This is a genomic window from Christensenella hongkongensis (assembly GCF_000981035.1).
GTDB classification, from domain to species: Bacteria; Bacillota; Clostridia; order Christensenellales; family Christensenellaceae; genus Christensenella; species Christensenella hongkongensis.
In genome coordinates this window covers 13,501-33,387 of sequence record NZ_LAYJ01000102.1, presented here as the reverse complement: position 1 = coordinate 33,387, position 19,887 = coordinate 13,501, and the positions used below count along the sequence as shown (strand labels likewise).

The 19,887-nt window shown below is 51.1% G+C and carries 15 protein-coding genes and 1 pseudogene; 3 read left to right on the top strand and 13 right to left on the bottom strand.

Features of this window, described 5'->3' with window-relative positions; all coding sequences use genetic code 11:
- Positions 1 to 63: 63 nt before the first annotated feature.
- The 3 genes from CHK_RS15715 to CHK_RS08750 all read right to left on the bottom strand — a co-directional run bounded on the left by CHK_RS15715 (position 64) and on the right by CHK_RS08750 (position 5,318).
- Positions 64 to 2,142: a BglG family transcription antiterminator gene (locus tag CHK_RS15715; RefSeq protein ID WP_052740472.1), complete on the bottom strand. Its 2,079-nt coding sequence runs from the start codon at positions 2,140 to 2,142 to the stop codon at positions 64 to 66.
- A gap of 3 nt (positions 2,143 to 2,145) precedes the next feature.
- Positions 2,146 to 3,687: an FGGY-family carbohydrate kinase gene (locus CHK_RS08755; protein WP_046443675.1), complete on the bottom strand. Its 1,542-nt coding sequence runs from the start codon at positions 3,685 to 3,687 to the stop codon at positions 2,146 to 2,148.
- A gap of 77 nt (positions 3,688 to 3,764) precedes the next feature.
- Entirely contained in the window at positions 3,765 to 5,318 is a 1,554-nt protein-coding gene (locus tag CHK_RS08750) for an aldolase/citrate lyase family protein (RefSeq protein WP_046443674.1), read from the bottom strand.
- 286 nt (positions 5,319 to 5,604) lie between these two features.
- On the opposite strand from CHK_RS08750, the gene CHK_RS08745 reads away from it, so the two are divergent.
- From CHK_RS08745 to CHK_RS08735, 3 genes are all read left to right on the top strand, one after another.
- Positions 5,605 to 7,968 carry a glycyl radical protein gene (locus tag CHK_RS08745; protein ID WP_046443673.1) on the top strand — a complete coding sequence of 788 codons (2,364 nt, stop codon included), beginning with the start codon at positions 5,605 to 5,607 and terminating at the stop codon, positions 7,966 to 7,968.
- A 1-nt stretch (position 7,969) separates the two neighbouring features.
- A complete protein-coding gene (locus CHK_RS08740; protein ID WP_046443672.1) occupies positions 7,970 to 8,854 on the top strand; it encodes a glycyl-radical enzyme activating protein in 885 nt (294 codons plus the stop codon).
- Between the two features lie 284 nt (positions 8,855 to 9,138).
- Positions 9,139 to 9,678: a DUF6144 family protein gene (locus CHK_RS08735; protein WP_046443671.1), complete on the top strand. Its 540-nt coding sequence runs from the start codon at positions 9,139 to 9,141 to the stop codon at positions 9,676 to 9,678.
- Between the two features lie 177 nt (positions 9,679 to 9,855).
- Here the strand turns inward: CHK_RS08735 and CHK_RS08730 are convergent, their stop codons facing one another.
- From CHK_RS08730 to CHK_RS08685, 10 genes and pseudogenes are all read right to left on the bottom strand, one after another.
- Complete coding sequence (locus CHK_RS08730; protein WP_046443670.1) at positions 9,856 to 10,146, bottom strand: hypothetical protein; 291 nt, start codon at positions 10,144 to 10,146, stop codon at positions 9,856 to 9,858.
- A 96-nt stretch (positions 10,147 to 10,242) separates the two neighbouring features.
- Positions 10,243 to 10,989 (bottom strand): hypothetical protein, encoded by a 747-nt coding sequence (locus tag CHK_RS15710; RefSeq protein WP_052740471.1) that lies wholly within the window; start codon positions 10,987 to 10,989, stop codon positions 10,243 to 10,245.
- Complete coding sequence (locus CHK_RS08720) at positions 10,989 to 13,193, bottom strand: heavy metal translocating P-type ATPase (RefSeq protein WP_046443669.1); 2,205 nt, start codon at positions 13,191 to 13,193, stop codon at positions 10,989 to 10,991. The genes CHK_RS15710 and CHK_RS08720 overlap by 1 nt, the downstream gene beginning before the upstream one ends.
- Complete coding sequence (locus CHK_RS08715; RefSeq protein WP_046443668.1) at positions 13,190 to 13,591, bottom strand: heavy-metal-associated domain-containing protein; 402 nt, start codon at positions 13,589 to 13,591, stop codon at positions 13,190 to 13,192. Before CHK_RS08715 ends, CHK_RS08720 begins: the two co-directional genes overlap by 4 nt.
- Positions 13,588 to 14,223, bottom strand: coding sequence for an HMA2 domain-containing protein (locus tag CHK_RS08710; RefSeq protein WP_160295622.1), 636 nt, complete (start codon positions 14,221 to 14,223; stop codon positions 13,588 to 13,590). Before CHK_RS08710 ends, CHK_RS08715 begins: the two co-directional genes overlap by 4 nt.
- Positions 14,224 to 14,378: 155 nt before the next feature.
- Positions 14,379 to 14,981: a class I SAM-dependent methyltransferase gene (locus CHK_RS08705; RefSeq protein ID WP_235811598.1), complete on the bottom strand. Its 603-nt coding sequence runs from the start codon at positions 14,979 to 14,981 to the stop codon at positions 14,379 to 14,381.
- Between the two features lie 110 nt (positions 14,982 to 15,091).
- Positions 15,092 to 15,472: pseudogene (locus tag CHK_RS08700) on the bottom strand (metal-dependent transcriptional regulator); the annotation flags it as partial.
- Entirely contained in the window at positions 15,469 to 17,214 is a 1,746-nt protein-coding gene (locus tag CHK_RS08695; RefSeq protein ID WP_046443665.1) for an ABC transporter ATP-binding protein, read from the bottom strand. The gene CHK_RS08695 and the pseudogene CHK_RS08700, both read right to left, overlap by 4 nt.
- Positions 17,211 to 18,998 (bottom strand): ABC transporter ATP-binding protein, encoded by a 1,788-nt coding sequence (locus CHK_RS08690; protein ID WP_046443664.1) that lies wholly within the window; start codon positions 18,996 to 18,998, stop codon positions 17,211 to 17,213. The genes CHK_RS08695 and CHK_RS08690 overlap by 4 nt, the downstream gene beginning before the upstream one ends.
- A gap of 186 nt (positions 18,999 to 19,184) precedes the next feature.
- Positions 19,185 to 19,802: a TetR/AcrR family transcriptional regulator gene (locus CHK_RS08685; RefSeq protein ID WP_046443663.1), complete on the bottom strand. Its 618-nt coding sequence runs from the start codon at positions 19,800 to 19,802 to the stop codon at positions 19,185 to 19,187.
- Positions 19,803 to 19,887: the final 85 nt, after the last annotated feature.

Below are 19,887 nucleotides of genomic sequence, written 5' to 3'. Positions count from 1 at the left end.
GTGATTGCCGTAATGCGTTTATGTCCAGTTTAGCGCATCTACGCCGATATTTAAAATTAATTTTCATTCCTGCCAAAACTCATGGAGAAGCTCCATAACCTCTTCCTTTGTATGTGCGTTTTCGATTCCCCTGACGAGGGCTTTATCGCTGATCACATTAATCAGCTCCGCAAGGGCGTTCATATGTTCTTTTCCGTCCCGGGAGCCCATGGAAAAAATCAGCTTAACGGGATCGTTTGCGGCATTTCCAAACTCGACTTCCTTTTGCAGCACCGCCAGCCCGATGCAGCTCTGGTTCACTCCGTTTTCCGGCAAGGCATGCGGCATTGCGATGCCTGGCGCAATAACAACGTAGGGCCCCATCTCAATAATATTATCCACCATGGCGTCGACATAGCTCTGCTCGATCAATCCAAGCTCTAAAAGGGGCTGCGCGCTTACCCTGACCGCCTCTTCCCAATCCGCGGCCAAAGCCCCCACCTGAATTGTCTGCGGCGTGAGCATATCCCTGAGCTTGCGTTCCCTCTGCGGTTTTTCGAGGTTGAGAATGTTTTTCAGCTTGCTCTCAAGGGCGATGATATCCCGGATGTCGCAAGTCTCACCAATCGCATCGATCAGCCTTTCAAATACATTTTGCTGCCCGCGGGAACTTTTTTGTGGGTGCGCTTTGATAAACGAGCGTATCTTTTCAATATCATTACCGCTGAGCATGGAATGCACCTCGATTACCGTGATATTCCTGCTGTTAACGGGGACTGTGGAAAGAATAAAATCAGGCTGTTCCTTTTCCACAAGCTCATCCACCCTGTGCAGGGAAGCCGTATCGATAATTTCAACCTCAGGAAAATGCCTTTGCATGATTGCCGATATCATTTTTGCTGTTCCAATCCCGTTCAAACAAACCACAAGCACCCTGTATTTATCATTAAACTTACTTAATTTTCGTTCGCTTGCCGCCAAAAAATGCAGCATGACAAGTACCGCCTCTGATTCCTTATCAACCACCGCGTCAAACGCGTTGATTTCATCGAGCAGCCTTCTGACTTCACCGAACAGCTCTTTGTTTTTTTTCACATATTCGTCGAATGTCCCTGTAACGGCCCTTGCCTTCACCGTTGTTTTAAGGGCTCTTTCAAAATGCTGGCGCAGGCTTTGCCTGAGCGTTTGATCCATATAATATTTTTCATCCGTAAGATCGCTGATGCGTATGATGAACTGTTCGGCAATCAGGTCTGCCTTGATCTCAATCCCTTCGCTTCCATCCGGCTGCAGGATGCGCTTCACCTCGCTTTCGATAAACGCCCTTTCATTCGCGCTTATTTCCATCTTAAGGCTTGCCTGCACCCCGTCAAAAAACTCATTGAGGAAAGCGTCTTCCCCGCTGTATTCCGCCCCGCCTGCCGTAAACCCCTGCGCCGCGCGCGAAAGGGACAGCGCGGTCAGGATTACCACAAGGTAATAATAATCGTCCGTCAGCAGCTTTTTATTTTTGTTTTCTGTTTCACGCAGGACTTTCCCGCACGTATCGACGAATTTTCCATCCATCATCTTACGCCATTTTCGTTCAATAACGATGCTGATATTGGAAAATATATCCTGCGTAATCTCCCAAAGTTCGAGCGGCGTAAACACGCTTAAGGCATAGTCTATTACAACCCTGCGCCGCTTTGGTTCGTCCACGTGCAGCATAATACCATACTTTGTTGATTGCAGGCTGTCTTCGCCTATGTCGTCCTTTAAGGAACGCACATCCTCAATCGCCGTTTTCCTGCTCACAAAAAATTTGTCGGCGATTTCATCATATTTGATAAACCCTTCTGCGTCAAAAAGCATCATGACAATAAAAACCACCCGTTCCTGCTTTGTCATTACGTAATTCTGCAGGTTTGATTCAAGCATGGTTTGTTTTATTTTCCTGATGTTTTCCGGTGATTCGTCAAGGCGTATTCCAAGGCCTTTTTCGCGCAGCAGCTCGTGAAAGGAGTTTTTTTTCAGAAAATAATCGATCTTATCGATATCATAACGGATCGTGCGTTCCGACACGTTGTATTTTTTCGCCAGCTCTTCCACGCGGACAAATTCTTCCCCGTTTGCCTGCTGGCAAAGATATGATATGATTTGGGCGCACTTTTGACTTAACATTCCTTACTCCGCCTTCAATAACTGTGCAAGAGATTCAAAATCCGGTTTTACGTCTTCATAAAGCTTTAGATACTGTTCAAAATATTTTTGGTAGAGCGCGTGGTTCTGCCCGTCTGGTTTGTTAAACTCGCTTACCTCAATAAAATCCTTCGCGACCTCGTAATCCCTGAATATCCCAACGCCTACGCCCGCATTGATTGCATCGCCCATCGGCGCGCCCTTTGCGTTGGGCGTATAGGAAAACTCGATTCCCATCACATCCGCGGCAATCTGCCGCCATAGCGGGCTCTTTGAGCCGCCCTCGCTCACTACAATCGGCAGCTTCATTTCAAGCCCGTTTTCCTTCATGATTTTCACGCAGTGGTAAACCGCATAAATTGCGCTTTCCATCATTGAACGCACCCAATGCCCGCGCGTATGCGATAAGGATAATCCGAATACCACCCCGCGCGCAAGCGGATTCCATAGCGGCGTCCTTTCGCCGGACAGATACGGTAAAATGAGCAGGCCGTTTGCGCCCGGCTGTATTTTCTGCGCCTCTGCCGTCAGGATATCATAAATATCTTCTCCGTTCTCTTTGGCGATCCGCGCGTCGGTTTCCACGAGCGCATCCCTGAAATACCTCATCAGCCCGCCGCAGCAGGCCGTTCCCGCAAGCGTCGTATAGTTTTGGCCGGAATACGCGGTATGCACAACGTTCGTCATCGTTTTTGTGAAAACCTGATTTTGGTGCACAACGCCAAGCGCGCCCGCGGTGCCCATGACAAAGCTCGCGTCGCCCGGCATCGTTGCGCCGTTTCCAAGCCATCCCGCATTGCAGTCCATCGTTCCCGCCACAACAGGCGTGCCTGCCGCAAGGCCGCATTCCTGCGCCGCCTTTTGCGTCACTTCCCCCACCACCTCGTCGCACGGGGCGAGCCGCGTGAATTTATCCGGATCAAGCCCGACCTTTTCCGCGATATCCATCCGCCATTTCCGGTTCCTGATGTCAAACACCAAGCCGGTGAGCGACGCATTCGAGTAATCCGTTACAAATTCCCCTGTGAGCAGCATCGTAATATAATTGGCGGGGTTGAGCATCTTAAAGGTTTTCTGGTAGATTTCCGGACGGTTGTTTTTTTCCCATAGCAACTTCAGAGCTCCAATATGCGGATCCAGCGTATTTGCGGTAAGCTCGAATATTTCATCAGCGCTATAAAACTGCTGCACATACCGGCACTCGTCCACCGCGCGCCGGTCCTGCCATGTCTGGCTTCTGTCCAGCGCATTCCCCTGGCGGTCTACAAAAACGCTGCATGGCGAACACGAGCTTACGCTGATTCCCCTGACTTCCCTGTTATCCACGCCGGAATTTTGGAGCGCGCCGCGCACCACGTGTTTGAACACCCTCCAATAATCCTGCGGATCGTGCTCCGACCATCCGGGCTGCGAAGCAAGCAGTGGGTATTCAATATATCCGCTCCCCAGCAGTGTCCCCTGATCGTCAATCACGATGGCCTTCGCACCGCTCGTTCCAATATCGCATCCAATCAAATAATTAGCCATAATAACCTGCCTGAAATAATATTAACATCGATCCTTATTATAAATTCAGACAGGGGCAAGAAAAAGTAACAATGGTGTCAACGCCCGCGGAAATCAGATTCCTCATTTTTATCATGTAAATCGGCAAGCCCGGCGATCAGGGAAGGCGGTACGCTGACATAGTCCACGCCAATCTCATCGAAAAAAAGCAAGTTGTTTTTATTTGCAGCTGCGTCGCCGCAAATTCCTACGCTTACCCCTTTTTTGTGGCTTTCCCGCACAACCTTGCTGATACTTTTTTTGATTTCCGGATACAACGTTGATAAGTCCTCTTCCCGCGGCATGCCCAGCGTGTATCGCGTCAAATCGTTTGTTCCAATGCTCAAAAAACCGGCAAGCCCCGCGATTTCCTCAATGTCTTCCACCGCTTGCGGCGTTTCAACCATACAGCCTGTTTTCAGGCGTTCCGCCGGTATTTTCCTGTCCTGCGCGGCTTCTGCAACCATTCTTTTTACGTATACAAAATCCTCAGCGCAGCGTATCATCGGCGCCATAATTCCATGAGGCGCAAGATAACCCGCGCCAAGAAGCGCCCTGATTTGCGCCTGATAAAAGTTCCTGTTTTCACAAACCGCATCAATGCCGCGCAATCGCTTTCCCTCTTTTTCCGCCATGAGCCAGGGAAGTCTTTTATCCTCGTCCATATCGGCCAGACGGGCATAGACCGGCAGGCCCGCCTGTAAAATTGTCCGGTACAATTCTTCCTGCTCTTTTTCCCCCGGCTCCCTGTGGTATTGCATCAACAGCGCTTCCGTCCGCAAAAGGCCGATTCCCCACGCGCCGTTTTTCTTTGCGCTGAGCGCGCCGCGCCGTCCGGTTACGTTCGCTGCAAAAAACGGCTTTGGCTTTGCCTGGCTCTCTTCGCATTTTTTGGAACCGGACGCCTGTATATCTGGGGGCCGTATCACAATATGCTCCTTTTCCGGATCGAATAAAACCATGTCTCCGTCTGCCACTTCATCGTACAAACCTTCCGCCGCAATAGCATAGGGCATTCCTTCGGTTTTTGCGAAAATTGCCGCATGCCCTGTTTTGCTCCCCCGTTCCACTGCTACGCCAAGCGCGCCAGCCATGGAAAGGCGCATGATTTGTATCGCCGATATCTCCAGCGCCACAACGATGCGATCCCTGTAACCTGCGTAGTCCGTTTCGCATCCGCGGGACATGTGCTCCAAAAATCCAGTACAAATACTTTCCAGCTCTACCGCGCCCGAGCGCATTTGTCCGTCTTCCGCCCTCCGCATAATTCCCACATATTGCTCCGCAACAGTTTTCACGGCAGCCTCAGCCGTTTCACCCGTCAGGATTCGCCCCGCAATATCATTATGGAGCTCAGTATCCTCTGCCAAAACAAGGAGGGCTGACAATACCTGTTTTTGCGTTTTACCGTGCGCATAATGTTTCAAATCACGAAGAGAGCGGCAAAACGCGGACGCCGCGCTTTCAAATCTCTGGAGCTGCGCCCGTTTGCCCGCCTGCTGCATTTGCGGCTGCTCTTTTTGCAGGCCAAGCCTTACGGCCTTTCCACAGACTTCTGCCGGGACGATAAATTCGCATTCGATGCTCGCATCCTGTTTTTTATAACGCTGCATAATTGCCGATCCTCAAAACCAATTTGCCATTTCTTTCTATCATATCATCATCCCGGGCGAAAAGAAAACAGAAAGCCACGCTTAAACCATCGATTGTTGCGTGCAATTCTTGTCCTGGGCGGGCGACATAATTGTGACTTTAGACGCTGCGGCGCCTTTACTATAATAAGAATCAAAGGGGCCTTACGGCTTCCGTGGCACCGAAACGCCCGATTGGACGGCATTATCTATCGCGTTCACGGATTTTGTGCCAAAGCACACAGATTTTAATTTGGAGGTTTAAGATATGAGCGACAGAATAACGGCACTGAAAAATGCTTTTTTCTCGGCTACGCGCAGCGCAGATATCGAACGCGCCGTACTCGTCACGGAAAGCTATCAAAATAACGAAAATAAATCGGATCCCATGAAGCGGGCGCTTGCGCTTCGGCACATTATGGAGCATATGACGATTTCCATTCACGATCACGAGCTGATCGTAGGCTGTCACGCCCGGAAAGTCCGCAGCACGCCTATGTTCCCCGATTATGCCGCCGGCTGGCTTTCTACTCAGATGGACGACTTTATGACGCGCCAGGGAGACCGGTTCGCAATCACCGAGGAACAAAAAAAGGAGATGCACAAATGCCTCAGATACTGGAAGGGGCGCGCGCTCGACGAACGCGTTATGGCCTGTGTGCCTGATGATTTGCAGAAGATCATTGATTTTGGCGTGATTTACAATGCCAGCTACGCGTCCAAATCGCCGGGACATCTGGTTCCAAACTACGAGTATTTGCTTGCGACCGGCTTTGATAACATAATTTGCATCTGCAAGGAAAAATTGTCCGCACTGGACTCCCTTATGGACGACTATGTGGATAAACGCGAATTTTACTTATCCTGCATCGAGGCGATGAAGGCGGTCATCAAATACATGAACCGGTTTTCCGCACTTGCAAAGAACATGGCAAAGAAGGAAAGCAATCCCGCACGAAAAAAAGAGCTCCTGCAGATTGCAGAAAACTGTGCGAATATCCCGGCCCGGCCAGCTTCTTCCTACTGGGAGGCGCTTCAGTTTATCTACCTGACACAGCTTGCCATCCAGCTCGAAGGAAACGGCCTTGCGATCAGCATCGGCAGGCTGGATAAGTATCTCTATCCATATTATAAGGCCGACCTTGACGCAGGAAAAATTGACCATGATTCCGCGCTTGAACTGATGGAATGCTTTTACCTGAAGCTGAGCGAGATCGATAAAATTTCCTCGAACGAATCCACCCTTGTGAACACCGGTCCGGCACACGGGCAGACGATCACGATTGGCGGCACGCTCGCCGACGGCAGCGACGTTACAAACGATGTATCGATCCTCGTACTGGAGGCAGACAGGGGAATCGGCCTTGCACAGCCCGATATTGCCGTCAGGATTCATGAGCACACGTCCCAAAGGCTGATCGACGCGGTAACCGAAAACGTAAAGGCCGGACTTAACAAAGTAAAAATATATAATGACAAACTGATTGGGCAGGCAGTAAAGCAAATCGGCGCCAGCGATGCGGATGCGTATAATTTCAGCTTCCTTGGCTGCAGCGAGCCCGTGATCGACGGCAAGACGAACAGTTGGGGCAACTGCGGGCATATCAACCTCGCAAAGTGCTTCGAGCTGGCGCTTAACGACGGGAAGTGCATGCTCACCGGGCAGCAAATGGGGCCGCAGACAGGTGATCCGTGCTCCTTTACCTCCATTGAGGACGTTAAGGACGCCTACCGCAAGCAGGTGAATTATTTTACAGACATCCTTATCAGGTATGACCGCGTGATCGATATGTGCCACAAAAAATTCCTCTCCCTGCCCTTCTGCTCGGTTGTGATCGACGATTGCATTGAAAAAGGCGTTGATTTTGAACGCGGCGGCGCAACATATAACTATACCTCCCCGCTTGGAGTCGGGCCGATTACAGTGGGCGATTCGCTGGTGGCAATCGAAAAATTTGTTTTTGATGAAAAATCACTCAGTATGGCGGAACTGGTCGCCGCACTGAAAAACGATTTTGCAGATAACGAGCCCCTGAGGCTTATGCTCAAAAACAAAGCGCCCAAATACGGCAACGACATCGACAAAGCCGACGACATGAGCGATTTTGCAGTTGCGGTATTCTGCGATGCGCTTGAGGGGCCCAGGAACGCGCGTGGCGGTATTTTTACGGCAGGCATCTATTATATGACTGCCAATGTCCCCAACGGAGAACACACTGCCGCTACGCCAAACGGCAGGCATGCGGGGGAGCCGCTTAACGATGGCGGCGTATCGCCCACACATGGTGACGATAAATGCGGCGCAACTGCAATTTTGAGGTCTGCCGGTAAGCTGTGCAACGTACGCGCAGGGCATGGCTCCGTATTGAACCAGCTCCTGCATCCGTCTATATTCAAAGGTGAGGACAGCAAACGGGTGTTTGGCGAATATATGCGAAGCATCGTAGATTGCGGAGTGTGGGAAACACAGTTTAACGTGGTAACGCAAGACGATCTCAAACACGCGCAGGAATGTCCGGACGAATACCGTTCGCTCGTTGTGCGCGTCGCTGGCTACAGTGCGTTTTTCACGGTGCTTGGCAAGGATGTGCAGGACGACATTATAGACCGCACAAGCCTTTTACAGTATTGACATGAAGGGTTGTATTTTTGACGTCCAGCGGTTTTCCATACATGACGGGCCCGGCATACGTACGACAATATTCCTGAAGGGCTGCCCTTTGCGCTGCAGGTGGTGCTGCAATCCTGAATCCATCCATCCTCAGCCGGAGATCCTCTTTAACCCTGACCTGTGCATCGGTTGTGGAATGTGCATCAGGGCATGCCCCACGGGAGCGACAAAAACAATCGATATTGACCGTTCGCTGTGCACGGACTGTGGAAAATGCGTACAGACCTGCTATGCCGAAGCTAAATACCTTAAGGGAGAATATGTTACTCCAAAGGAGGTTTTGGACATCGCAATACGGGACGCGTCGTTTTACGCCCGTACGGGCGGCGGCGTAACGTTCAGCGGCGGCGAACCCCTTTTGCAGGTGGATTTTCTTGAGGAGACGCTTTCTTTGTGCAAAAAAAACGGTATTGGAACCGCCATTGAGACGTGCGGTTATGTTCCGTGGGAGCATTTTGTACGAATCGCACCCTTTGTTGATGTGTTTTTATTCGACATAAAAAGCACGGATAGCGATAACCACCTTGCGTACACAGGCGTACGGTGCGAACGCATCATGGAAAACTGCGAACGCCTTTCCAAAGTGGCAAAACGCCTCGTCATCCGTGTTCCCGTGATACCATCGTTCAATTTTGATGTGGGTTCGCTGACTAAAATTGTGCGGTTTGCCGAAAAAATCGGAGTGGCGGAGATCAACTTTCTTCCCTATCACCGGTTTGCCGCGAAAAAGTATACATTTCTTGGACGCGAATACTGGAATCCGGGGATAGAACGGCTTGACGACAGCGCGGTAAAAGCGTGTATCGAAAAAATCAAAACGCCTGTGAAGCTGAGGATCAACGGGTAATTCCCATGATAAAACAGAGAGAACCGTTCTGCAAAGGCGGTTCTTTTTGTTTTTATGTTTTGGGGAGAAACGGCCGTACAGATTGCGTGCGTTTGACCTCCTGCCGGTTTCATGCTAAACTGATACGTAATTTGAATTCAAAGGACATCATTATGCTCGATCCAATCTTTTGCTGATATCGAACCATCAATAAAACAATCCAAAATAAAACGGTGCGAACAGCCTTATGCTTCGCAGTTGTTTTAGTGCACCCAATTTATGAAATACAGAAATGAGGTAATGATATGTTTGATATCAGGAAGATGCAGGAAACAGCCCTGTTTGAAAGGATAAAAGCTGCCGCGGGGGAAGAGCTTGCGGCGGCAATCGTATACGAAGGCGGCGCAGGCAGTATGGACGACGCAGCATGGGTTTGTGAAACCATGAAACGAATGGAGGCCGCTTTTGACACACAGACCTTGAAGCGCCTGCGAATGGGCTGCCAGTGCGGTTACGGCATGGACGAAAAAAAGGCTTTGGTACGGGAGCTTACCCGCTCGGCAAACAATATGGAGGAATTTGCGGGCAGCGAAAAAGCGCACAACGCCGGTCTTTTCACAGAGGACGGAGCCTTGTACCTGAGCTTTCCGTTTTGCCCCTGCCCCATGCTCGCAAACGTAAAACGGCTCGACACGAAAACATGGTGCTACTGCACGATGGGTTACAGCAAAGAGCTTTTTGAAGACGTATGGGGCTGCGAGGTGGAGGTCGACCTGCTGAAAAGCATCAAAGCGGGCGACGATATGTGCCTGATGAGGATAACCCCCTTATCGCCGGTCTGGTAATACGAAACCCAAACCCGTTTCTACTTCAGGAAAAAGGCCAATGGCAGAAAAATTCTTCCATTGGCCTTTCTTTTTTACATGGTTTTTTGCTTTATCCCGGGCAATCAATACGCAAAAAACCGTACAGCAAATAAGGGTACGGTTTTTTACGAATTATGTTTTTCTTTCAAAGGAACCTTATGCTTTTTCAGGCTTTTCTTCCAGCTTAACGGTTTCTGCCGTGCAGGTTATGACGCTGCTTTCGCCGCTCATTTCACGTTCTGCAATGATATCCTCGATGTCCTCTTTTGTTTCCATGAGTTCTTCAAGCGACAGGTCTGAAAGATTCATTTTTCCGGAATCTGGAACCGGCAGTCCATGCCCGCGCAAAAACGAATCCACCTTCTGCTCGTTTTTTTTGTAGAAATAAAATCCTACCGCGCTGATTCCAAATCCGATCAAGAGTCCTTTTGCAAGTCCGCTCATCATAAGTTTTTTATCCTCCTTTATCGATCCGGCTTTTGGCCGGTTTCACACTATATTCCGGGCACGCTCCGTCCCTTTGGCGGAACCCCCTTCCGGTTTTTACTCCTGCACGATAAAACGCCCGCCGGAAGCAAGCGGCATCTGCGGATAGGTTTGCAGGTAACGGTTAAAAAACTCTCCCAGGAAAGCTGTTTTCTTAGGATTTTTTGTGTCCCGCACCACGCGCACGTAATATTCGTTTTCGCAGCCCTCTTCGATTTTGAGCATAACGCCCCGGTCACTTGGACGAAACAGGTGCCGCCCAAATGTAATCAGCCACACCAGCGGCGTGGCATAGATCGTCTGCCCTTTATTTACCGCATTGGCCAGATACATGATGGACATGACCTCCGGATCAAAGGCGCCCTGCTCGCACAGCTCATGATATCCATGCTCGATCACCGCACCCGCCGTCGTCCCGACCGCGCACCATTTTGTGATATTGGCAAGTATTGTTGCGGGCATAAAAACCTGCACCGCAATGTTTGCAAGAATGGTTGCAAGGGCAATCCTTCCGCTTGGCGTAATGTTAGGCGTTTTCTTTGCCTGGCAATTCTTTAAATGAATGTATTTCATTCCGTTTTGGTTTGCGTAAGCGACCGCAAGACGCGCCAGTATCTCGTCCTGCGAAATCCCCTCGTACCACACAAGCGCCGTCCTGATCACAGGATTATAGCGAAATCCGTTCACTTCCTTCTGTCCGCACAGGAAAAAGCCCGCGGCGCCGGGATCGGAAAGCCCTTCGGGCAGGCGCACCCTGATCCTTCCGCGCACCGTATGCAATACTTCCAAATCCGAATGCAGCATTATAAATCCTTCTCCCGTTCCTTATCGTAAAACAGCAGGCGGCAGGAATTGCCAACCACTGCAATCGTACTCATATTGTGCAGCATCGCGCTCCAGAAAACGGATATGTTGCTCGCCGCTCCCAAAATAAGCCCCAGCGTATTGATGCCGATTACCATTCCGAAATTCTGCTTGACGATCTCCATTGTTTTGCTCGAAATATCCCTGACCTGCGGAATCAGCATGGGATCGTTTCGCCCGATTACAATATCGGACGTTTCCATGGCGACGTCCGTGGATTTGCTTCCAAGCGAAATCCCTACGTCCGCATAGGACAGCGCAGGCGCGTCATTGATGCCGTCGCCCACCATAACCACCCTGTTTCCGTCGGCCTGCAGCTTTAATACGGCTTCCGCCTTTTGCTCCGGCAAAAGCTCCGCCTGATAGGAATCCGCGCCGATCTGGGAGGCAACCGCACCCGCCTGCTCTTTGCTGTCTCCTGTCAGAAGGGAGATTTCGTCGATTCCCTTATTCCGGAGGTTGTTGACTGCCCTGCGGATATTGGTGCGCGGCTTATCCATCGCGCACAGCACGCCAAGCAGGGTATGGTCCGCCGCAATATAGGTTGCAATGCCAACTTCAGCCGGCATCTGCGCGGATCGCGGCACCCTGATTTTGTTCTCCCGCATATAGGCAAGGCTGCCCGCACGGATACATTTTCCGTCCACCATGGTGCTGCTGCCCTTGGAGATTACGGTCACAGTATCGCTGTGGACCGGTATTTCAACGCCCATCCTGGTACCGTAATCCAAAATTGCGCCGGCAAGCGGATGGCTGGAGGTTTCCTCCGCAGCGCAGGCAAGCGCCACCACCTCGCGCTCCGTATATTCCTTTGTAAGTATTTTGGCGGCCACCACCTCCGGTTTTCCTTCCGTGATGGTTCCCGTTTTGTCAAAAATGATGGTGTTCGCATCACTCATACGCTCCAGAAAAGCGCCGCCCTTGATTAATATACCGCGCCTCACGGCAGCGTTGATTGCCGCGGAAAAAGCCGCCGCTGTGGAAAGTTTAATTCCGCAGGAATAATCGATCACCAGCATTTTCAGGGCCTGATCCGGCCTGCGCGTAACCGCATAAACCGCAATGGCGGCGAGGAAATTAAGCGGGACAAGATAATTGGAAAACTGATCTGCATAGTGCTGGATGGGCGCTTTTTGCGAAGCAACGTTTTCCACCATATTGATGATGCGCGAAACAACCGTGTCGTCGCCAACCTTTAGGGCGCGCACTGTTACAACGCCGCTTTTTATGATAGAGCCCGCAAAAATTTTATCGCCTTCCTTGCACACAACCGGCAAAAACTCCCCTGTTGTGGAGCTTTGGTCCACAAGCGCCTGGCCGGTAAGCACCTCTCCGTCCACCGTCACCTTTTCGCCCGTGTGAATGACCACCGTATCCCCAATTATGATATCCTCAATCGGGCAATGCTCAAGCTCCCCGCTTTCCAGCATCTTCCACGCATACGCATCTTCCACGCTGAGCAGCTTTTTGATAGACTTGCGCGTACGCTCTATCGTATAAGTAGTCATAAATTCAGCAACATCCGACAGCATAATAATGGTGAGGGCGGAAAAGCTTTGCCCGAGCAGTATGCTGGCCACAATAGAAGTCACGGTCAAAAAATCCGCGTTTAGCTTTTTATCGCGCACAAGCCCCTTCCACGCCGACTGAAAAAGCGGTACGGTAAGGCCAAGGCTCACAATCGCGGGAAAGGTTGTAAACTTTCCAAGATAGGGAACCTTCAGAAGTTCCGTTTTGGCATAATTTCTCAAAAGGGTATTTCCAAGGGCAACCGTAGTACCTGAAACCGCCAGCCTTTTCAGAATAGATTTGGAATCCGCGCCCGGCTGTTCTGTCTCTGTTGCAGACTGGCGGGCGTTTTCCTCTTTTATGGCCTTATATGCCTGCATCGCATACGGTTCCAGTACGGAATCTATGGTTTCCTGCAACCGGTCCGCCACACGCTTGTTATGCCTGTAATAAACCAAGAGGTTCTCCGTTACTGCATTAAAGGTAACGGAATCAATATGCGCCATTGCGCACAGCTTTTTGCCGATTTCCTTATAATAATCTTTCAGGTAACGAATGCCTTCATAGTGCAGGCGTATGCGTCCCGTGGTTTGCCGCAGCGTCACCCCATGAAACGTAATTTTGCTGTTTATCATAGTTCCTCCGTTTTTTCCATATCCGGCACGCGCCTTGTAAGCCGCTCAATTAAAAAAGCCTCTATGCGCGCGGGTTCCCTGATACCGGAACGGGCAATGACCGGCGCATATTTTACGCCTGTTTCTATCATGATATTGATCCATTCAAGTATTTTTTTCGTATTGACCTTAAGCGGATCATAAATAATCAGCAGGCTGCCGACCTTCGGATTCAGCCGGGCGCTTTTTACGCCCGGCAATATTCCAAATGCCTTTGAAATATACGGTAACGAGGCGTTTACGCCCGTCTCCGGAATCAGTCGGAAATTCTTAATTTTAATGCGCAGCCGCCCGGGGATATCTGAATTTATAACCACGCGAAAAAAAGACTTGATCGCTCCTGCCTTCCATCCGCTCATTCGCCGGCGCCCCTTTGTCCAAGCAGTTGATTGGTTCCCCAGCGAAGCAGCGTATACCCGTTGGGGAACTTCGCCGGATTTTTCAAAACAAAAAACATCCCAACGCCCATCATAAGAATTGAGATTAAAAAGTTCAGGTCCATCAGTCCGCCGGTTTTATCCGCAACGGCATGGTTCATGGATTGCGCAAATGTGCGGCATTCCCGTCCAAGCAGGGAACCTCCGCTTTCGTTTGCAGCTTCTTCCAGGCCCAGCAGTTTCATAACAGCCGCCTGCAAAAGCTGCGGCTGCACTGCGCAACTGTCGTAGCAGACCAAAAGCGAGCCTGTGACCGTATTGATCGAGACCTGCGAAACCGGCTTTAGCCTGCTGATTTGCTGCTCGGCCTGTGCGGCCATCTGCCCGTTGCCTTTCAAAAACGGAATGGAAAAACGGATCCTGCCGTCAACAGCGCTTTTCACTTCCAGCACGCCGCGGAACGAAGGCAGATTCAGCTGGTTTGGCTTACGCTTGTTTTTACCGCCGTTTAAAATCATGTTTCCAAGAATGGGCAGCAACGCCGCCGCTAAAAATCCACCGCTCATAATGTCCCCCTGACCGGCAATGAAGTAAGCCGGTGCTAATTCCCGCATAAAATATATGGGTTAGCTATTGCTTACCCATTTTTCAGTTTACCTGTTCCTGAAAAAGATGTCAAGATGGATTCTCATCGATATTTCATTTTACCGAATGCAAAAAATGGAGGAAAACAGGTTTCCTCCATTGTATTTGACAGGCAACCGTTCTATCAGGAACGTGCGGACAGGCAAAGCCATCCCTTTTTTTGCTGATGCGCAACGATATCCGTAAATCCGGCTGAACGGAGCCTGTTTTCCAGATCATCGCCCGAATAAATCTTCATTCCGTCGATCCGGTCTGTCCACGCCGTATTTTCCGGGTTGCTCTCCTCGCAAACAAGCAGGAATACGCCGCCCGGCTTAAGCACCCTGTGCACCTGCAAAAATGCGACGGAAAGGTCCGGCCAGAAATACACGGTCTCAAACGCCGTTACCACATCAAACAGGCCGTCTTCATAAGGAAGCGCCATCACATTTCCCTGCACAACCTCACAACGTTTTCCCAAAGCCGCGGCATTTTTCTTTCGGCTCATCTTCACGCTTTCCTCTGAATAATCAACCCCGTCCACAAATCCATTCGGACAAAGGGATAGCAGTTTTTCTATATTTGCGCCTCCCCCACAGCCAATATCAAGCACCCTTGCACCGGGCGCAGGACTGAGGTGGGAAAGCCCCCAATCCGCCAGCTGCGCGTGCCCCGCGTTCATTCCGCGGAGGATTGCGCGTCCCCAAAAACCTGTGGGCTTTCTTGTATTCTGTAATATGCTTTTCAATTTGGACCTCCTTTGCCCGTTTCCTTCCACACGTTGGAATACAGGCCCAACTGTTGCCCAACGCCGCTCCGGATATCGGTTTTCTTCTGTTCGCCGGCGCCTTTCCCGCCGTCTCTGCCGACGTGTTTTTTCAGTTTTTCAAAGCTTTCGTCGCTGATCACATGTTCGATCCGGCAGGCGTCCTGCTCGGCGGTTTTGGGATCGACTCCGGCTTCGGTCAACTGGCGGGTAAAAAAACGGTGGCGTTCGTAAACCTTCTGCGCGAGCTCCATTCCGGCTTGCGTCAATTCAAGCTCATTGCCGGTATCCGGCTGTAAATAGCCTTCCTTTCGCAGTACCGCAACCGCCCTGCTGATGCTTGGCCTCGTATAATCCATATAACGAACCAGGTCAATCGGCCTGACCAGACCTTTTTTTTGCTTTAATACCAGGATTGCCTCCAGGTAATCCTCACCTGACGCGTGGGAGTGGTTTTTTGTCTTTTTCTTCATGAGATGCTCCACCCCGCACTTTCCTGTTGCAGCTCCACCATATGCGCGAATGCTCCCTGCTTTTTTGCGAGCTCCTGTGGCGAGCCTGTTTCCGCTACGTTGCCGTCCGCGAGAACGACGACCTTATCCGCGCCCATTACGGTGCGCATACGGTGGGCGATGATAAGCACCGTCTTATTTTGCACCAGTCCTGAAATCGCTTCCTGCACCGCCGTCTCGTTTTCCACATCCAGGCTTGCCGTTGCTTCGTCAAGCAGGATAACCGGAGCGTCCTTCAGGAGCGCCCTTGCAATGGAGATGCGCTGGCGTTCTCCACCGGAAAGGGTGGATCCGTTTTCGCCGATTACCGTCTGGTAACCCTCCGGCAGTTTTTTTACAAATTCGTCGCACTGTGCGGCTTTTGCCGCTGCCAGCACATCCTCGTCCGACGCGTCCCTTCGCCCCAGCCGTATATTTTCCATTACCGTATCGTGGAACAGCACCACATCCTGAAATACGATTGCATAGTTGGTGAGAAGCGCCTCCGGTTCTACGGTGGCAACGTCCACGCCGCCCAGCGTAATTTTTCCTCCGTTCACATCCCAGAACCGCGCGGCAAGCTTTGTGGCGGTACTCTTGCCGCCGCCTGATGGGCCGACGAGAGCCGTTACCTCTCCCTGCTTTGCCGTAAAGGATACGTCTTCAAGCACTCCTTCATCTTCGTTGTACGCAAATTTTACGTGGTCAAACACGATATCATATCCCTTGGGGGAATAATGGTCCATCCCCGTCTGTACCGGTTGTTCCTCAATCGCGCGCATCCGTTCAATCTTGATTTGCATATTGAAGACCGCCGCCATATTTTCGAACGCTGCCTTGACCGGATCGTAAATACGGGAAGCGGCGATCAGGTAGACCAGAAACACCAGAACGTCGATCTGTCCGGCAACCAGCAATCCGATTCCCACCAGCACCGTGGTGGCAAGGCCGATTTTCAGGAACGCCTGCGCCGAGGTAATGCAGGTTCCCGATACGAGCTCTGAATGGATGGTTGCTTTTTCCGCAAAATCAAGCTTTTCGTCAAGCCCCCTCAGATACGTTTCTTTCTGGTTGCAGGCCTTTATGTCCTTTACCGTTTCGAGAAGTTCCTGCAGGCCGTCCGTTGCAACGCGCTTTGCAAGAAGCGTGCGCGTCCCTGCTTTATCCTGAGCCTTTTTGGATGCGAGCACCAAAAGCGCGGCAACCGGCACCACCCAAAGCACCGCCAGTCCCATCCGCCAATCAAACGCAATCATGCCGACCGCGATAATGATCGTGGAGATGATTGTGCCGTAAAGCTGCGGGACAAAATGTGAGAACGCCTGCTCGAGGGATGCACTGTCCGACATCAGCGTAGCCGTCAGGTCTGACAGGTCCCTCTTTCCAAAGAAGGACAAGGGCAGTTCCCTGAGCTTTTCCGCAAGGCGTATACGCCGGTTTGCGCTTTCCTGATAGGTTGCGATATACAGCGATTTATATTGGAACCAATGGACGATATAGATGACGGCGACAAGTCCTGCTGCCAGCGCCGTATATCCCCATACTCCCTGAGCGGGATCCCCTCCGGCCATGAGGGCGTTTATGATTTGCATGAGCGCCAGCATCAACAGGCCGATCGGCACCATCAGGCTCAGGTTCGCACCCACAGTCCACAACGTCGCCTTTACGAGATCTTTCGCCCCTCTTTCCGTCAGGGCATAATGTTTTTGCAGTTTGCGGATCATGATGCCGCCTCCTTTCCTACCTTCCATTGCGCAGCAGTTTGATAGTCGTTCCACATGGCTGCGTAAACACCGTTTTTCTCCACAAGCTGATCATGGGTTCCCTGTTCCGCCACCCTGCCGTTTTTCAGTACCAGGATGCGGTCCGCCCCGCGCACAGTAGACAGGCGGTGGGCGATCATCAAAACGGTTTTTCCTTTGGTCAGTACTTCAAACGCCTTTTGGATGAGCGCCTCGTTTTCCGGATCCGCAAAAGCGGTCGCTTCATCCAGTACGATAATAGGTGCATCCTTCAAAATTGCGCGTGCAAGGGCAATGCGCTGTTGTTCGCCACCTGACAGATACACGCCCTTTGTACCGATCACAGTATCGACGCCGTTTGGCATTTTTTCCAGAATATCGTCACACTGCGCGGCGTGCGCTGCCTTCAGCGCCTCCTCGCGCGAGGCCTGCGGGCGCGCCGCCCGTATGTTCTCGAGGATGCTTATTTTAAACAAGCGGGTATCCTGAAACACAAACGCCACCTGGTCCATCAACACCTCAGGCGAAATCTGCCGCACGTCCACGCCGCCCACAAGCACCTCGCCCTCCTGTACGTCCCAAAAACGGGGAATCAGGCTTGCCGCTGTGGTTTTTCCACCGCCGGACGGTCCGACGAGCGCAATCGTTTTTCCTTCCGGAACATGGAAGCTGACTCCGGAAAGCGCCGGATCTCCCGCACCCGGATAGGTGAACGTAACATTCCTGAGCTCCACATCCGCGCCCTTTGGCGCTACAGGGTTTTGCGGTTCCTCCAGTGGTTTTTCGTCTGTGATCTGTTCCAGCTTATATACCGCCTCGCTTGCCTCCATCGAGGCCTGTCCCGCATACATGATGCGACTGACCATCATTGCGCACAGCGGCGTAAACAGGATATAGAATACAAGGTCCACCAAAATCGCCCATCCGTCGGAAGCAATGCCGCACAAAATCATGCCCGCAGGGATCAGCAAAAGGAATGTCGAGTTCAAAACCGTTGTAAATACCGTCATGGGCGTGCGGTTTACCATGGCGTAATCCGACGCCAGCCTGCTGTAGCTCATAATAGAGGAATAAAAGCTTTTAAAGGAATAAACAGTTTGCTGGAATACTTTTACCACCGGGATTCCCCGTACGTATTCCGTGGCCTCCGCGCTCAAGTCCTCAATGGCCCGCTGGTATTTGCTGAAAAATTTTGCCTGCTTGCCCCCCATCATGCGAAACAGGGTGATGACCGATATGACGATTGGAATCAGGCACAACAGCCCCATCCGCCAGTCAAACACAAACAACAGCACAACAGCCGCAAGCGGAGTAACAACTGCGCCCACGTAATCCGGCAGCTCGTGCGCCAGAAGTGTCTCTGTCATGTCTGCGTTGTCGTCAATCATCTTACGCAGGCGGCCCGATTGGTTTGAGGTGAAATATCCAAGCGGCAGGTTTACGAGACGCTTCGCCGCCTGCGAACGCATATTTTTCGCTGTGCGGAAGGCGGCAAGGTGCGTGCACAGCAGCGCGCCAAAATAAACCGCCGCCGAAACGAGCGCAAACCATAGCGCATCCCAGCCGTACTGCACCAACCCCTGGGACGAGGAAAAATCAGGCATCGCTGAAAAAACCCCTCTGGCCACAAACCAGATTAAAATATAGGGAGCCATGGAAAGTATTGCGGAAACACCGGACAATACGCATCCCAGAACCGTCAGCTTTTTATGGCCGCCGGCATAATCCAGAAGCTGCGAAATATTTCCTTTCTTTTTCTGTTTCAATTTGCATCCTCCTTTTGTCATTTTAGTTAGCAACAACTAACCCATTGAGCGTATATTCAGTATTCCAGACGCTACGCCGACACCCAAAATGTAAAACGCTGTTTTTGGAGTCTTTTGGGCACGGGTAGCGCCCGTTACCAATTCAGTTAGCAAAAACTAACTCGTACACAAAAAAATATAGCCGCATTATAGCCCCAGCACCGCCCGCCAGCCCGGAAAAAAGAAGCGTTGCAAAGTGTGCAGGTAATGCTCCGCCTCTGCCCGCTCAAAGCTGTGAACCACAACTTCAAATACCGCCGTATAGTAAGCGCTTAACAGAAGGTGCAGCTCCTGCGGCTTGATATCATTGACCTGAAGGCCTTTTTTGCGGGCTGCTTCCATATATTCGAGCGTTTCCTTTTGCTCGAAGCTTGTGAAGTCGTGAATAAAATCCGCATGCTTTGTCCCATCTGCACAGCAAAGCAACAAACGGAATTCATCATAATAACGGTGCATGAGGTCCAGAAAAATGGTCAGGTCATTTTTGCCCATCCACAGTTCCTCCATATTGCCGTCGTCCTCCAAAAAACGGTAAGCTCGTTTTCGCTGCGCAGCATACGCCTTTGCAAAGGCCTGCATCAGGGGCTCGATCAATGCGTCAAACAGGTCTTCCTTATCTTTGAAATGGCGGTAAAGCCCGGCTGCGCTCATGCCGATTGCAGAAGCAATATTACGCATGGAGGCTTGCTCAAAGCCTTTCTCTAAAAACTCAGCCTTTGCCGCCCGTATGATTTTATGATAGGTTTCTGTTTTGTCTTTGGGCATAACAAGTCTCCGTTTATTTTTGCGAACACCGTTCGCTAACACTATTAACATAATAGTGCGTTTTTTCTGTCTTGTCAATATAATA

Excerpts from the sequence above, each read along its gene's own strand:
- CHK_RS15715 (WP_052740472.1), bottom strand. The coding sequence starts at position 2,142 with ATGTTAAGTCAAAAGTGCGCCCAAATCATATCATATCTTTGCCAGCAG.
- CHK_RS08685 (WP_046443663.1), bottom strand. The coding sequence starts at position 19,802 with ATGCCCAAAGACAAAACAGAAACCTATCATAAAATCATACGGGCGGCA.
- CHK_RS08730 (WP_046443670.1), bottom strand. The coding sequence starts at position 10,146 with ATGATGAGCGGACTTGCAAAAGGACTCTTGATCGGATTTGGAATCAGC.
- CHK_RS08745 (WP_046443673.1), top strand. The coding sequence starts at position 5,605 with ATGAGCGACAGAATAACGGCACTGAAAAATGCTTTTTTCTCGGCTACG.
- CHK_RS08715 (WP_046443668.1), bottom strand. The coding sequence starts at position 13,591 with ATGAGCGGATGGAAGGCAGGAGCGATCAAGTCTTTTTTTCGCGTGGTT.
- CHK_RS08695 (WP_046443665.1), bottom strand. The coding sequence starts at position 17,214 with ATGATCCGCAAACTGCAAAAACATTATGCCCTGACGGAAAGAGGGGCG.
- CHK_RS08735 (WP_046443671.1), top strand. The coding sequence starts at position 9,139 with ATGTTTGATATCAGGAAGATGCAGGAAACAGCCCTGTTTGAAAGGATA.
- CHK_RS08750 (WP_046443674.1), bottom strand. The coding sequence starts at position 5,318 with ATGCAGCGTTATAAAAAACAGGATGCGAGCATCGAATGCGAATTTATC.
- CHK_RS08710 (WP_160295622.1), bottom strand. The coding sequence starts at position 14,223 with ATGCGGGAATTAGCACCGGCTTACTTCATTGCCGGTCAGGGGGACATT.
- CHK_RS08740 (WP_046443672.1), top strand. The coding sequence starts at position 7,970 with ATGAAGGGTTGTATTTTTGACGTCCAGCGGTTTTCCATACATGACGGG.
- CHK_RS15710 (WP_052740471.1), bottom strand. The coding sequence starts at position 10,989 with ATGCTGCATTCGGATTTGGAAGTATTGCATACGGTGCGCGGAAGGATC.
- CHK_RS08755 (WP_046443675.1), bottom strand. The coding sequence starts at position 3,687 with ATGGCTAATTATTTGATTGGATGCGATATTGGAACGAGCGGTGCGAAG.
- CHK_RS08720 (WP_046443669.1), bottom strand. The coding sequence starts at position 13,193 with ATGATAAACAGCAAAATTACGTTTCATGGGGTGACGCTGCGGCAAACC.